At 65.2% G+C, this 13,676-nt stretch carries 14 protein-coding genes; 2 read left to right on the forward strand and 12 right to left on the reverse strand.

Features of this window, described 5'->3' with window-relative positions; translation table 11 throughout:
• Positions 1-82: 82 nt before the first annotated feature.
• From MYCSP_RS14620 to MYCSP_RS14635, 4 genes are read right to left on the reverse strand one after another with little or no spacing between them, the layout of a single operon-like run.
• Positions 83-703 carry a hypothetical protein gene (locus MYCSP_RS14620; RefSeq protein WP_070910644.1) on the reverse strand — a complete coding sequence of 207 codons (621 nt, stop codon included), beginning with the start codon at positions 701-703 and terminating at the stop codon, positions 83-85.
• A gap of 54 nt (positions 704-757) precedes the next feature.
• A complete protein-coding gene (locus MYCSP_RS14625; protein ID WP_235629483.1) occupies positions 758-2,299 on the reverse strand; it encodes a cobyric acid synthase in 1,542 nt (513 codons plus the stop codon).
• A complete protein-coding gene (map, locus tag MYCSP_RS14630) occupies positions 2,296-3,156 on the reverse strand; it encodes a type I methionyl aminopeptidase (protein WP_070910646.1) in 861 nt (286 codons plus the stop codon). Before map ends, MYCSP_RS14625 begins: the two co-directional genes overlap by 4 nt.
• Before the next feature lie 31 nt (positions 3,157-3,187).
• Complete coding sequence (locus MYCSP_RS14635; RefSeq protein WP_162266371.1) at positions 3,188-3,928, reverse strand: L,D-transpeptidase; 741 nt, start codon at positions 3,926-3,928, stop codon at positions 3,188-3,190.
• Positions 3,929-4,043: 115 nt separating this feature from the next.
• Here MYCSP_RS14635 and MYCSP_RS14640 point away from each other — a divergent pair, with 115 nt between their 5' ends.
• Complete coding sequence (locus tag MYCSP_RS14640) at positions 4,044-4,418, forward strand: VOC family protein (protein ID WP_083015814.1); 375 nt, start codon at positions 4,044-4,046, stop codon at positions 4,416-4,418.
• Here the strand turns inward: MYCSP_RS14640 and MYCSP_RS14645 are convergent.
• From MYCSP_RS14645 to MYCSP_RS14675, 7 genes are all read right to left on the reverse strand, one after another.
• The gene (locus MYCSP_RS14645) at positions 4,406-6,223 is read right to left on the reverse strand and encodes a penicillin-binding transpeptidase domain-containing protein (protein ID WP_088414146.1); all 1,818 of its coding nucleotides are present in this window, start codon (positions 6,221-6,223) and stop codon (positions 4,406-4,408) included. The genes MYCSP_RS14640 and MYCSP_RS14645 overlap by 13 nt on opposite strands.
• 74 nt (positions 6,224-6,297) lie before the next feature.
• The gene (locus MYCSP_RS14650) at positions 6,298-7,110 is read right to left on the reverse strand and encodes a GNAT family N-acetyltransferase (RefSeq protein WP_083015821.1); all 813 of its coding nucleotides are present in this window, start codon (positions 7,108-7,110) and stop codon (positions 6,298-6,300) included.
• Between the two features lie 132 nt (positions 7,111-7,242).
• Positions 7,243-8,418: a flavodoxin-dependent (E)-4-hydroxy-3-methylbut-2-enyl-diphosphate synthase gene (ispG, locus tag MYCSP_RS14655; protein ID WP_083335880.1), complete on the reverse strand. Its 1,176-nt coding sequence runs from the start codon at positions 8,416-8,418 to the stop codon at positions 7,243-7,245.
• A 6-nt stretch (positions 8,419-8,424) separates the two neighbouring features.
• Positions 8,425-9,672, reverse strand: a complete 1,248-nt coding sequence (locus MYCSP_RS14660; RefSeq protein WP_070910650.1) for a M50 family metallopeptidase — start codon at positions 9,670-9,672, stop codon at positions 8,425-8,427.
• On the reverse strand, positions 9,672-10,832 hold the full coding sequence (gene dxr, locus MYCSP_RS14665; RefSeq protein WP_070910804.1) for a 1-deoxy-D-xylulose-5-phosphate reductoisomerase: 1,161 nt from the start codon (positions 10,830-10,832) through the stop codon (positions 9,672-9,674). The genes MYCSP_RS14660 and dxr overlap by 1 nt, the downstream gene beginning before the upstream one ends.
• A gap of 38 nt (positions 10,833-10,870) precedes the next feature.
• Positions 10,871-11,632, reverse strand: coding sequence for a DUF4097 family beta strand repeat-containing protein (locus MYCSP_RS14670; RefSeq protein ID WP_088414148.1), 762 nt, complete (start codon positions 11,630-11,632; stop codon positions 10,871-10,873).
• 15 nt (positions 11,633-11,647) lie between these two features.
• Positions 11,648-12,121, reverse strand: coding sequence for a histidine kinase (locus MYCSP_RS14675; protein WP_088414150.1), 474 nt, complete (start codon positions 12,119-12,121; stop codon positions 11,648-11,650).
• A 155-nt stretch (positions 12,122-12,276) separates the two neighbouring features.
• Here MYCSP_RS14675 and MYCSP_RS14680 point away from each other — a divergent pair, with 155 nt between their 5' ends.
• The gene (locus tag MYCSP_RS14680; RefSeq protein WP_070910652.1) at positions 12,277-12,537 is read left to right on the forward strand and encodes a DUF2631 domain-containing protein; all 261 of its coding nucleotides are present in this window, start codon (positions 12,277-12,279) and stop codon (positions 12,535-12,537) included.
• Here the strand turns inward: MYCSP_RS14680 and rlmN are convergent, their stop codons facing one another.
• Positions 12,538-13,659, reverse strand: a complete 1,122-nt coding sequence (gene rlmN, locus MYCSP_RS14685; protein WP_070910653.1) for a 23S rRNA (adenine(2503)-C(2))-methyltransferase RlmN — start codon at positions 13,657-13,659, stop codon at positions 12,538-12,540.
• Positions 13,660-13,676: the final 17 nt, after the last annotated feature.

Below are 13,676 nucleotides of genomic sequence, written 5' to 3' on the forward strand. Positions count from 1 at the left end.
GGCATGGGCGCACGCTACCTGAGTACGACCGATCCGGTTGGGCTTTTGACCAGCCCTATCAGGAAAATTTCACCTCGGTCTGTCAGGTCCGTTCGATCTTGTCGGCCTGTTTCGCCACGATATCCAGGAAAGTCTGGGGCATGGTCGCGGTGGCCGTGACCGACGGATCGCGCAGGTCGAAGGACGTAGCCACCATGGCTACCCCGTCGACATTCGCGAAAGCCATGTATCGAGAAGTCGTGCCCTTGGGCATGATCATTGTTTGCTTGTAGACCAAGACGCCGACGGGCCCATCCTGCACCGGTTCGGTGATCATCGGCGTACCCGGCGAATTCTTGTCGAAGAAGACCTCGTACTTGGCACACCGCGTCGCCACGGCCTTGACGTTGGTCAGGTCAATCGAGTCACGCAGCAGACTGACGATGACGTTGGCGCCGTTGAACCGTGCGATGTACCGCGCGGTGTTCTCCGGTCCGGCTCGTCCCGCATTGGCCAACCGGGGCGACAGGCCGTCCGCGCAGCCCTGCGGGTTCGACGGCATCGCACCGACAACCTGCTGGTTGTTGACGGTCACCGGGCCCAGATCCGCGACCACACGGTCGTACTTGGTACCCGCGGGCAGCTCGTCGGCGGTCAGCAGCGCCTGCGCGATACGCGCGCCCGGCCACGTGGCGGTTCCCGACACCGTTTGGGTGCAGCCCACAAGTACGAGTGCGGATGCTGCGACAGCTACTAGTCCCCGGTGCACCCGCACAGGCTATTCGACCCGCGCCGCAATTACCGGCTGTGCCGTGATTACCGGATACCGCGCCGCCCGCCCACCACGTCCGCGCGGTTCCCACACGGCATGCAGGGCGTCGACGTCGACATGGGTTTCGATGAGATCGGCCAACTTGTCCAGCTGAGCCACGCGGCGATCACCGACATTCGTGTCGGCGGCGACGATGAATCCCGAGCGGCCTGACGCGGCCGCCGCTTCGGTGAGCCACGCGCGGCGGAAATCGTCGTTGTCCAAGACTCCGTGCCAATGGGTGCCCCAGACCGCGCCAGCGACAGCTCCCTCGTCATGGTCGGTCAACCAGTGTGGCACCGCCGAACGGGTGACCGTGCCGTGGTGGATCTCGTAACCGTTCAGGCCCGGAGACACCCAGCGGCGCAAGGTCTTGACCGGCGCGAAGGCGATGTCGATATCGAGCAGACCCAGCCCCTGGACAATTCCGACACCGGACTCGACACGATCGTCGATCGTGGTGGCGAGCATCTGAAACCCACCGCAGATGCCCAGCACCGGACCACCCGAACGGGCGTGTGCGACAACCGCATCGGCGATCCCGCTATTGCGCAGCCAGTCCAGATCGGCGACGGTGGCCTTGGTACCCGGGAGCACGACGACATCGGCATCGGCGATATCCGCCGGATGCGCCGCCCACCGCACGATCACTCCCGGCTCGCACGCGATGGCCTCGATATCGGTGGAGTTGGAGATGCGCGGCAGCCGCACCGCCGCCACCCGCAGCCACTCTCGCCCTATCGGGGCAGCGGGGCGACCTACCTGCCCCGACGCCACCACAGACACCGAATCCTCTGCGTCAAGCCACAATTGGTCATCGTAGGGCAGCACACCATAGGTGGTTCGGCCGGTCAGTGCGGCTAGCTGTTCCAGGCCGGGCCGCAGCAGCGCGGGGTCACCGCGGAACTTGTTGACGATGAAACCGGCGACGAGCCGTTGATCCGCGGGCTCCAGCACCGCCACGGAGCCGAACAGGTGCGCCAGCACACCACCTCGGTCGATGTCTCCGACCAGTATCACGGGCAGATCCGCGGCCTGCGCCAATCCCATGTTGGCGATATCGGTTGACCGCAGGTTGATCTCGGCCACCGATCCGGCGCCCTCGCAGATCACCACGTCGTATTCCTCACGCAGCGAGCGCAACTCCTCGGCGACCACCTGCCGCAATTCCTCGCGATGCTCGACATAGGAACGGGCGCTCACGTTTCCCGTCGCGTGTCCGCGCACCACCAACTGCGAGGTGCGGTCGCTGCCCGGCTTGAGCAGCACCGGGTTGAACCGCACCGATGGCTCCAGACCGCAGGCGCGTGCCTGCAGCGCCTGCGCCCGGCCTATCTCTCCTCCGTCGATGGTCACCACGGAGTTGTTCGACATGTTCTGCGCCTTGAACGGCGCGACCCGAATTCCCCTACGGGACAGCAGCCGACACAGGCCGGTCACCACCAGGCTCTTACCGGCGTCGGAGCTGACGCCCCCAACCAGCAGCGCGCCGGATACGGCGCCCGTCATGGCACTGTCAGGATCTCGACCCCGTCCTCGGTGACCACCATGGTGTGCTCGAACTGCGCGGTCCATAGCTTGTCGACGGTCGCCACGGTCCAGGTGTCATCCCAGATCTCGTAGTCCAGTGATCCCAGGTTGATCATCGGTTCGATGGTGAAGGTCATTCCCGGCTCGATGACGATGTCCAGCTGGGGATCGTCGTAATGCGGCACGATGAGCCCGTTGTGAAACGTCGGGCCCACACCGTGCCCGGTGAAGGCGCGAACCACGTTGTACCCGAACCGCTTTGCGTAGGCCTCGATGACCCGGCCCACAACACTGAGCGCCCGGCCCGGCTTGACGGCGTTGATGGCCCGCATGGTGGCTTCCTGGGTCCGCTCGACCAGGAGACGATGCTCCTCGGAGACGTCCCCGGCCAGGAAGGTGGCGTTGGTGTCGCCGTGCACACCGTCGATGTAGGCGGTGACATCGATGTTGACGATGTCACCGTCCTCGATCACAGTCGAGTCCGGTATACCGTGGCAGATGATCTCGTTGAGCGACGTGCAGCACGACTTCGGAAATCCCTTGTACCCCAGCGTCGAGGGGTACGCGCCCTGAGACACCATGTAGTCGTGCGCGATTCGGTCCAACTCGTCGGTGGTGACGCCGGGGGCGACTGCCTCACCGGCCAGCGCCAGCGCCTGCGCCGCGATCCTGCCTGCGACGCGCATCTTCTCGATGACCTCGGGTGTCTGAACGTACGGCTCCCCGATGGCCTCGGCGACCTTGGACTTGCCCACGTACTCGGGGCGGTCGATCGACACGGGAACCTGGCGCTCAGGGGAGAGCTCCCCCGGGCGCAGTGCAGCACGAACAGTCATGACAGCAGCGTAGCGGGGCCTGCCGGGTTCGCTACGCGTTGATGACGATGGGGTCGCCGATGCTGACGGTGTTGTAGTACCAAGACGCGTTGTCGGGACTCAGATTGATGCAGCCGTGACTGACGTTCGAATTACCCTGCGCTCCCGTCGACCAGGGGGCACTGTGCACGTAGACGCCACCCCAGGTGACCCGAACCGCGTAGTAGACGGTCAGCTTGTAGCCCTCCGGATCATTCAGCGGAATGCCGATGGTCCGGGAATCCATGACCACGGGACTCTGCTTCTCCAGAGCGGTGAAGGAGCCGACCGGGGTGGGGTGCTTGGGCTTTCCCATCGACGCGGGCATCGTTCGCATGACCGTGCCGTCGATCTGCACCGTGAAGGTGTGACCGCTGATGCTGCCGATGCCGAGCACCTCAGAACCTGTCTGGAACTTGTACTTCATGCCGCTGACGCCATTGACCGACACGGATATCGAGGAGTGCGCGGGCCAGTACTCGGTGGGGGTGAATCGAACGGTTGCATCGTCGACCCAGCTGAAGGCTCCGGCAGGGACCTTTGACGTCGAGAACACGATGGATCGCTCGGCAGCACGCCTGTCGGCGACCGGGGCCGCGAACTGGATCGTCACGGGCATAGCCACGCCAACCGTCTGCCCGGGCGTGGGCGACACGGAAGCCACCCCGCTGGGGCTCGCCGCCAAGGCGTGGCCGAGGGTCGCCGGTGCGGTGATCGCCACGTTCATCAGGAGGCTGACGAGCCCGGTCACCACAAGCACACTCCGAAATGCTCTGCGCAAGCTCTCGATCCTCCCTGGATGCTGTTTTCTACATCGTAGTTCGTAAACGCCTAGCGGAACGTTAGCGACAGCGTGCACAATCGAATTCATGGGCCTGTCCGCCGGACTCACCTTAGAGGCGATTGTGGTCGATTGCCGTGATGCGTCCACGCTGGGCCGATGGTGGGCCGAGGTGCTGGAATGGCCCTACGCGATCGATGACGACGGGTTCGTGAGTGTCTTCCAGCCCGACAGGCATTCGCCCCTGCTGTTCTTCATGAATGTCCCCGAGCTGAAGACCGCCAAGAACCGTCTCCACCTCGATTTTCGGGGCGACGATCAGAGCGCCCTGGTGGACAGATTTCTGGCACACGGCGCCACCAGGATCGATATCGGCCAGGGTCATTCGCCCTGGGTGGTCCTGGCCGATCCCGAGGACAACGAGTTCTGTGTGCTGGCGTCGCGGCAGGATCAGGCCAGATAGTCCGGCGGTAGCGACTGGAACATGACCTTGGTGGCGCGTACCGCCGCCTCCGAACCGCCGCCCCCGACGATCAAGGTGGCGAAGGCCATGTCGCCGCGGTACCCGGCGAACCAGGCATGAGATCCGCCCGGGAATTCAGCCTCACCGGTCTTGCCGTGCACATCTCCCTCGCTCTTGATGTCCTTCGCACTTCCACTGAGCACCGTCTCGCGCATCATCCCACGCAGACCGTCGACCACCGTCGAGGTGACCGGCGGACGCTCACCGGTGATTCCGGTGATCTGGCCCGAAATAAGCTGCGGTACAGGTGTTTTGCCATGGGCGACCGTCGCGGCCGCCAGCGCCATGCCGAACGGTGTGACCAGCACCTTGCCCTGACCGAACCCGTCCTCGGTGCGTTCGGTCAGGTTCACGGTGGGCGGCACGTCGCCGGAAATGGTGGGGATGCCTGCGACGTCGTAATCGGGTCCGATGCCGAATTGCGAAGCCGCGACGGTCAAACCGTCCAACGGCATCTCGCTGGCGAGCTTGGCGAACGTGGTGTTGCACGAGTCGGCGAACGCACGCCACATCGGCACCGCGCCCAGGTCGAACTCGTTGTAGTTGGGCACGCTGCGGTCACCGATGGTGATTCGCTTCGGACAGCCCACCATGGTATCCGGGGTGGCCATACCGCGCTCGATCGCGGCGCCCGCGGTGATGATCTTGAACGTCGACCCCGGCGGAAACAGTCCTGTGGTGGCCAGCGGTCCGTCCGCGTTGGCCGCGGCGTTCTGCGCGACCGCCAGAATCTCGCCCGTGGACGGCTTGATGACCACCATCATGGCCTTCTGCCCGCGCGTATTGACGGCGTTCTGCGCGGCGTTCTGGACGGCACGGTCCAGACTGATCGTCTTCGACGGTGCGGGTGTGGGTTTCACCTCGTTGAGCACGGCGGTGTCGACACCGTTCTGGTTGACGCTCACCACGCGCCAGCCGGCTTCGCCGTCCAGTTCGTCCAGGACAGCCTTCTTGACCTGCGCGAGGATGTCGGGCGCGAAGGCATCATCGGTCGGCAGCAGATCGGCGATCGGCGTCATCACCACTCCGGGGCGCAACGCTCCCGGCCGGGTTTCCAGCGCGACGGACACCTTGTCCCAGTCATCCTTGCGCAGCGTGATGAGGTTCATCGGTGTGGTCTGCGCGCTCGCCTGCTCGGCGAGGGACGCGGCATTGATTTGATCGTCGTAGGGCCTGATCGCGTCGGCCAGCGCGGTGGCGGTGCTCATCAGCGACTTGCCGGCCTGCGAGGCGTCGAACGAGATCTTGTACAGATTTGCCGGTGCCAGCACGGTCGTACCGCCCGATTCGTTGACCGTTGCCCGCTTGGCTGGATCGGTCCGCAGTGAGAGCGATTGGCGTTCACCGAGTTTGGGATGCAGATCACTGGGTGCCCAGCGCACCTGCCAGCTACCGGCCGTACGCATCATTTCCAGGCGCCCGTTGTAGGTCCAGGTGCGTTTCTTGGGCAATTGCCAGACATAGGTCGCGTCCGCACTGCCCGTGTCCTGGGTATATTGCGACCCATTCACGGCGGCCTTGAACGAGGTCGCCTGCAGCCCCGAAAATGCTTGATCCAGACCCACTTTCGCGTCGTCGGGATCGTCGGTCAGCTTGGCGGCCGCGGCGGTGTCACCGCTGGCCAATGCCTCGAAAAACCTCTCCGCAACCGGGCCCGGCCCATCGGGGCGCGGGGTGCACGCAACCGCACCGGCCACCAGCAGCACGGTGCCGAACAACGGCAAGGACCAAAGACGTGTGGACATCGGGGTCGATGCTAAGACCGCGAACCTCCAAAACCCCGCAGGCGCACGGACGTAGCGCGCACTAGCTCGGGGAATCAGCTAACGAGGACCGTCGCGAACGTACCGATCCGCGTAAATCCCGCCCGGGCGTAGGAGGCTCTGGCCACCTCGTTGAAGCTGTTCACGTACAGGCTGGGAATCCGCCCGCTGCGATGAACCGCCACCGCGACCGCCGCCACCCCCGCGGTGCCGAGCCCGCGGCCCCGGAAATCAGGATCGACCCACACACCCTGAATCTGGCTGACACTGCGCGATTGCGATCCGATCTCGGCCTTGAAGATGACCCGTCCATCCTCGAAACGTGCCCATGCCCTACCGGCGTCGATGAGACCGGCCACCCGTCGCCGATACCCCCGTCCCCCGTCGCCATTGCGCGGGTCGACGCCCATCTCACCGATGAACATCTGCACCGACGCATTCAAGTACTCGTCCAGCTCCTCGGCGCGTACCTGACGTACCGCGGGATCAACGGCACATGTCGGTGCGTCGAGCATCGCCAGCAGAGGCTGGCAGGCGCGAACCTCGCGCGCCGGGCCCCAGACCGGATCCAGGTGGCACCACATGTCGAGAACCACATCGGCCGGACCGACCAGGGACGGGCAGATCCGGTGCTGTTCGATCGCACGTTCCGCGAACAGCCGGGTGGCCTCCGGCCCTCCCGCCAGCGGAATGATCGTTGTCCCGACAAAGCACAGCGACTCTGCCAGCGCACCGGTCGACCAGATTTCGCCGCCGATCGCCGTGGGATCGGCGCCGCGGGCCTCCACACGGGCCGCGAGCATGCAGGAGGCAACCGGGTCGATATCCAGGACGGCCCGGACCGCTTCGGTGTCCGATAGCCCGAGCACACGAACGGCATCAGAGGATGACGCCCCGGGCGCTCCAGGCGCCGGCAGTGTTGTCGTCATCGGCAATCGCTCCCGTGCTCAAGCCTCTTCGCGCGTGCGCTCATCTGTTCGTCCACTTGCGCCGAGCTTTGTTCAGCTTACGGTGACGACCGGCTGGCCTGTCGGAGTTCCGTCGGTTCCGATTTCGGTGCCCATCTCTTCGGCCAAGCGCATGGCCTCGTCGATCAGTGTCTCGACGATCAGCGCCTCCGGCACGGTCTTGATAACCTCACCCTTCACGAAGATCTGCCCCTTGCCGTTTCCGGACGCCACGCCCAGGTCGGCCTCGCGGGCCTCACCCGGCCCGTTGACCACGCAACCCATGACCGCGACACGCAGCGGCACCTCGAGCCCTTCCAGGCCGGCACTGACCGCGTTGGCGAGCGTGTAGACATCCACCTGTGCACGTCCGCACGACGGGCAGGACACGATCTCCAGCGACCGGGGGCGCAGATTGAGCGACTCCAGGATCTGGTTGCCGACCTTGACCTCCTCGGCGGGCGGTGCCGAGAGGGACACCCGGATGGTGTCGCCGATCCCCTTGGACAACAGCGCGCCGAAGGCAACAGCCGACTTGATGGTGCCCTGGAACGCCGGACCGGCCTCGGTGACACCCAAATGCAGCGGGTAATCGCATTGCGCCGCAAGCAGTTCGTAGGCGGCAACCATGATCACCGGGTCGTTGTGCTTGACGCTGATCTTGATGTCGCCGAAGCCGTGCTCCTCGAACAGACCGGCCTCCCACAGCGCCGACTCCACGAGCGCCTCCGGGGTGGCCTTGCCGTACTTGCCCAGGATGCGCGGATCGAGCGAGCCTGCGTTCACCCCGATGCGGATCGGAATCCCGGCGTCCCCGGCCGCCTTGGCGACCTCTTTGACGCGTCCGTCGAACTCCTTGATGTTGCCCGGGTTCACGCGCACCGCCGCACAGCCGGCATCGATCGCCGCGAAAATGTACTTGGGCTGGAAATGGATGTCGGCGATCACCGGGATCTTGCTCTTGCGCGCGATCTCGGGGAGCGCGTCGGCGTCCTCCTGCCGTGGGCACGCCACACGCACGATGTCGCAGCCGGAGGCGGTCAGCTCGGCGATCTGCTGCAGCGTGGAGTTCACATCGTGAGTCTTGGTGGTGCACATCGACTGCACCGATACCAACGAATCGCTGCCCACGCCGACGTTTCCGACCATGAGCTGTCGAGTCTTGCGCCGCGGCGCCAATGTCGGCGGCGGTGCGCCTGGAAGACTGGGCATGCCAAGACCGGTCATCATTATCTCCTACTGGAAAAGTCTAATCGGGTTGACGATGTCGGCGGTGATGGTCAGCAGCATGTACCCGACCACCACCACGAGCACCAGATAGGTCGCCGGCATCAGCTTCATGTAGTTGACCGGAGCGCCCACCGCCAGACCGCGGGCCGACCGGATCATGTTGCGAATCTTCTCGTAGGTGGCCACCGCGATGTGTCCGCCGTCGAAGGGCAGCAGGGGCAACAGGTTGATGGCACCGAGGGCGAAGTTGAGCTGCGCCAACAGGAGCCAGAACATGATCCACATGTCGTGCTCGACGGTCTCGCCACCCATGCGGCTTGCGCCGACGATACTCATCGGGGTGTCTACCGCCCGCTCGCTGCCCGTGATGGAATCCCAGAGTGCACCGACCTTGGTGGGAATCTTCCCGATCGCCTTGACGGTTTCCACGGCGACGGTCCCGATAAGGTTCCCGGTCGCGGGGATCGCGGTCACCGGGTTGTAGTGCTTCTGTGGCACATAGGTGCCCAGCGTGGCGCCCACGGCGCCCACCGAGACGAGCTTGCCCGCTTTGTCGTCCCACCGCTGCGTCTCGGCGACGTTCACGATGAGCGACTGCTGCTTGCCGTCACGGATGATCTCGAAGACCTGTGGTCCGCGCAGCTCTCGAATGGCGGCGACCATATCGACCGACGTGCTGAGCTGCTTGCCGCCGATGGAAACCACGTGATCGCCTTCGCGCAGGCCGCCGAGCGCCGCCGGGCCCTCCCCGGTGCACCCCCCCATGTCCTTGGGATCCGCGCTCTTTTGCGCCGCCACACAACCTGTCTGCTTGATCTCGGGATGAGTGGGCGCGTTGTTGTCCGGCAGGCCCCAGAACAGGACGATGCCGTAGAACACCACGATGCCGATAAGGAAGTTCATGGCCGGCCCGGCGAACAGCACCGCGACCCGCTTCCAGACCTTCTGCTTGTACATCGCACGGTCGGATTCCTCGGGAGTGAGATCCTCCACCGAGGTCATGCCCGCGATATCGCAGAAACCACCCAACGGGATGGCCTTCACGCCGTACTCGATGATGTCGTTGGCACCCTGCTTGTTGGGCCGATTGCTCTTGCGCTTGGTAGACCACAGCGTCGGCCCGAAGCCGACGAAGTAGCGGCGCACCTTCATACCGGTGGCCTGAGCCACCCACATGTGCCCACACTCGTGCAGCGCCACCGATACCAAGATCGCCAGCGCGAACAACGCAATTCCGATCGCGTACGCAGCCATCAGGTTCGATTTTCCTCCGCCAAGATCAATTGCGCAGCCTGCTGGTCAGCCCAGTGCTGCGCGTCGAGTACATCGTCAACGGTAGCGGGTTCTGCGACCCACTGGCCTGCGGCGTCGAGCACATCGGCAATTGTTCGCACGATGGACCTGAATCCGATACGTCCGTCCAGGAACGCGGCTGCCGCGGTTTCGTTGGCGGCGTTGTAGACGGCGGTCATGCATCCGCCCGCCTCTCCGGCGCTCCGGGCCAGGTCGACGGCGGGGAAAACCTCCGCGTTCAACGGCTCGAATTCCCAGGTAGAGACGGTGCTGAAGTCGCAGGCGGTCGCCGCGCCGGGTACTCGATCCGGCCATCCCAGCGCCAAGGCGATGGGCAATTTCATGTCGGGCGGGCTGGCCTGCGCCAGCGTCGAGCCGTCGGTGAACGTCACCATCGAGTGCACGATCGATTGCGGGTGCACGACCACACCGATCTGGCGATACGGCACACCGAACAGCAGATGCGTCTCGATGAGCTCGAGCCCCTTGTTGACCAGGGAGGCCGAGTTGAGCGTGTTCATCGGCCCCATCGACCAGGTGGGGTGTGCACCGGCCTGCTCTGGGGTGACGTCCGTGAGCTGCTCGGCGGTCCAACCCCGAAACGGGCCGCCCGAAGCGGTCAGGATCAGCTGGGCGACCTCGCCGCGGGTTCCACCACGCAGACATTGCGCCAGCGCGGAGTGCTCGGAGTCCACCGGGACGATCTGGCCCGGGGCGGCAGCCTTGGTGACCAGTGGCCCGCCTGCCACCAGGGACTCCTTGTTGGCCAGGGCCAGGCGTGCCCCCGTCTTCAGCGCGGCCAAGGTGGGACGCAAGCCCAGGGCTCCGACAAGCGCGTTGAGTACGACATCGGCCTCGGTGTTCTCCACCAGCTCGGTGACCGCACCGGACCCGCTCCGAACGGACACATCGAGTTGGGCGGCGGCCGTCTCGTTCGCCACCGCGACGTTGGTGACCCCGGTTTCGGCGATCTGTCGGCGCAGCAGGTCAACGTTGCCACCGCCGGCGGCCAGACCGACGACTTCGAAACGGTCAGGGTTGGCGGCGATGACCTCAAGTGCCTGGGTACCGATGGATCCGGTACTGCCGAGGAGAAGGACGCGGCAGACCTCTGAGCTCAGTGTCACCCGCTTATTCTGCCCCGGCGGCGCGGCTGCCCCTACCCCGCAAGCGCGACCGGGCGATGCAGGTCGATGTCCCCCTTGGCCGTGCGGATGTTCACGTCGAAAATCTCGTCCGAGGCTTCGGGGCCGTCCGCCGGTTCGAGCGCGTTGGTGAAGGCCCCCGAGTGCGTGTCGATAGCCAGCCGAGCCGCCGTGCCCCGGGCGATACCGATAGAGGTGTTGCCGCTAGCGGTCTCGAACACGAGTCCCCCGGAGACGGCCGTTCCGATGTCCACCGACCCGGATGCCGAGGCGACCCTGGCGTGTCCGCGCAGGATCTTGACGGAAAGGTCACCGCTGGCCGTGTTCCGCTTGATATCGCCGGTGAGCTCGCGGATCGATATGCCTCCCGAGGCGGTATCGACTTTGGCGGCGCCGCTGATGGCGTCGATGACGAGGTCGCCGCTGGAGGATTGGAAGCGCACGTCAGCGTAGTCGCCCTCGGCACGCACTTCCGCCGAGGCCACCGCAATGTCCAGCAGGGACCGGCTCGGCAATTCGACCACGATATCGACGGTCCCGGTACGAAATGTCAGGCCCTGCGAGGACAACACCGACAGCACGCCCTTGGAGTACCAAACCCGGGTGCGTTCGGCGGTCTTGAGGTCGAGGGTCTTCTCTTCGTCCCGGGGGCGCACCATCACGATGGTGTCGGCACGATCACTGGCGATGACCTGCAGCGTGCCGCGAGCCAACTCCACCTTGGCCGTGATGGGGTGCGGGGTATCGAAAGCAGATGGCGTAGATGACACGGTCATGATGTCCTTCCTCGGTTAACGAACCCAGCCGCTGATGGTGTTTCCATAGCGGGATGCCCTTGCCCCCGTGCGCTTTTCAGCAGCGGCGACTGCCGCGCGCACGAGCCAGGCGTTGAGTGAGATCCCCTCGTCTCCGGCGGCGGCCTCGACGGTGGTCCGCAGGTTTTCCGGCAGCCGCAGGGTGACCCGCCAGGTGCCTCCGCTGCCGTCATCCGCCGGAACCGCAGTCTCCGGCTGCGCGGGTGCCATCGGCTGGGTCATCACGAACTGCGGCTCGCGGCCGCGCAAACGCACGTCGACCGAAGCAGGGGCAAGCTCACGGGTGATCTCTTCGGCGGCCGCCGACAAAGCGTCGAGCAGGGCCAGCCGGATCGCGGAGTCCAGCGGGGCAGTCAGCCGGTCGGCCAGCTCCTCAGCGTCTGCGCCACCGGCTTTCGCGGCGATGACGAGGTCCTGGCGCACCGAGTCGACATACGGCTGCAGATCCATAGTGTCATGATGACACCATTTTGGTGTCATCACAAGTGTCACGCACACATCGCCGTCACGATTTCGGCTGGCGCGGGGTGCCTCCGTCATCCAGGGACGAGCCGGCGTGGCACACTATGGGCTGTAGTAGACGTCTGAGATTTGGAGGGTTGGCGGTGGCCACGACCGAGGTTGTCAAGTACGACGGAGTCGATGTCGAGGACGTGCCGTCCGCAGCGTTCGGACGTGGGCTTTCCGGCCAGAACCCCCGCATCTTCCACATCCTCGGCATTGCCATCGCAGCCTTCCTGCTGCTGATGCTCAAGGGCAATCACGTCGGGCTGGTCGAGGACATCTTCCTCGTCGGTTTCGCCGCGCTGGTGCTGGCGTTCACCGCGAACGACTACTTCGGCCGCCGCTCGGGCCGCATCCGCTAACTAGCGTTCGGAAGCGGCCAGCTGGCCGCACGCGGCCGCGATCTCCCGGCCTCGGGTATCACGCACCGTGCAGGAGACTCCCTGTTCACGGACGCGTCGTACGAATTCGCGCTCCACAGGTTTCGGACTGGCATCCCACTGGCTGCCCGGCGTCGGGTTGAGCGGAATCAGATTCACGTGGACCAGCTGCCCCAAGGCTTTTCGTAGCTTCTTGCCGAGCATGTCGGCGCGCCAGGGCTGATCGTTCACATCCCGAATAAGGGCGTATTCGATCGACACCCGCCGCCCGGTGACATCGGCGTAGTAGCGCGCGGCGTCCAGTACCTCGCTGATCGCCCACCGGGTGTTGACCGGAACCAGGGTGTCGCGCAATTCGTCGTCCGGGCAGTGCAACGAGACCGCGAGGGTGACACCCAACCCCTCGTCGGCGAGCCTACGGATGGCCGGCGCCAGTCCCACCGTGGAAACCGTGACACCGCGCTGCGATATGCCGAAACCGTCAGGGGGCGGCGCGGTGATCTTGCGCAACACCGTGAGCACCCGGTTGTAGTTGGCCAGCGGCTCCCCCATGCCCATGAAGACGATGTTCGACAACCGGCCCGGCCCGCCCGGCAGCTCGCCATCGCGCAATGACGCAGCGGCGTCGCGGACCTGCTCCAGAATCTCGGCGGCCGACAAGTTGCGCGTCAGTCCGCCCTGACCGGTGGCGCAGAACGGACAGGCCATGCCACACCCCGCCTGCGAGGAGATGCACAGCGTGTTGCGATCCGAATAGCGCATGAGCACGGATTCAACGGTGCTGCCATCGTGTAAGCGCCACAATGTCTTTCGGGTGTCTCCGGAGTCACAGGCCACCTGACGCACCGGGTCGAGCAGCCGGGGAAACAGTGCCTCACCCACGCCCTTACGGGCCCCTGCCGGCAAGTCCGTCATCGACGCCGGATCGCCCACCAGCCGTCCGTAGTACTGGTTGGCGATCTGCTTGGCGCGAAAGGCAGGAAGCCCCAATGCGGTCACGACCTCGCTGCTCTGCTCAGGGGTCATATCCGCCAGATGACGCGGCGGCATGGCCCGACGCGGCGCGTCGAAAACCAGCGGCAGGGATTTGTTGTCGGCAGACATAACCCGTTCAGTATCCC

Source organism: Mycobacteroides saopaulense, assembly GCF_001456355.1.
In the GTDB taxonomy this organism is placed as follows: domain Bacteria; phylum Actinomycetota; class Actinomycetes; order Mycobacteriales; family Mycobacteriaceae; genus Mycobacterium; species Mycobacterium saopaulense.

What these genes read in the sequence shown, in the direction of transcription:
- MYCSP_RS14645 (WP_088414146.1), bottom strand. Translation starts at nt 6,223, where the DNA reads ATGTCCACACGTCTTTGGTCCTTGCCGTTGTTCGGCACCGTGCTGCTG.
- MYCSP_RS14625 (WP_235629483.1), bottom strand. Translation starts at nt 2,299, where the DNA reads ATGACGGGCGCCGTATCCGGCGCGCTGCTGGTTGGGGGCGTCAGCTCC.
- map (WP_070910646.1), bottom strand. Translation starts at nt 3,156, where the DNA reads ATGACTGTTCGTGCTGCACTGCGCCCGGGGGAGCTCTCCCCTGAGCGC.
- MYCSP_RS14660 (WP_070910650.1), bottom strand. Translation starts at nt 9,672, where the DNA reads ATGGCTGCGTACGCGATCGGAATTGCGTTGTTCGCGCTGGCGATCTTG.
- ispG (WP_083335880.1), bottom strand. Translation starts at nt 8,418, where the DNA reads ATGATGACCGGTCTTGGCATGCCCAGTCTTCCAGGCGCACCGCCGCCG.
- MYCSP_RS14640 (WP_083015814.1), top strand. Translation starts at nt 4,044, where the DNA reads ATGGGCCTGTCCGCCGGACTCACCTTAGAGGCGATTGTGGTCGATTGC.
- rlmN (WP_070910653.1), bottom strand. Translation starts at nt 13,659, where the DNA reads ATGTCTGCCGACAACAAATCCCTGCCGCTGGTTTTCGACGCGCCGCGT.
- MYCSP_RS14670 (WP_088414148.1), bottom strand. Translation starts at nt 11,632, where the DNA reads ATGACCGTGTCATCTACGCCATCTGCTTTCGATACCCCGCACCCCATC.
- MYCSP_RS14675 (WP_088414150.1), bottom strand. Translation starts at nt 12,121, where the DNA reads ATGGATCTGCAGCCGTATGTCGACTCGGTGCGCCAGGACCTCGTCATC.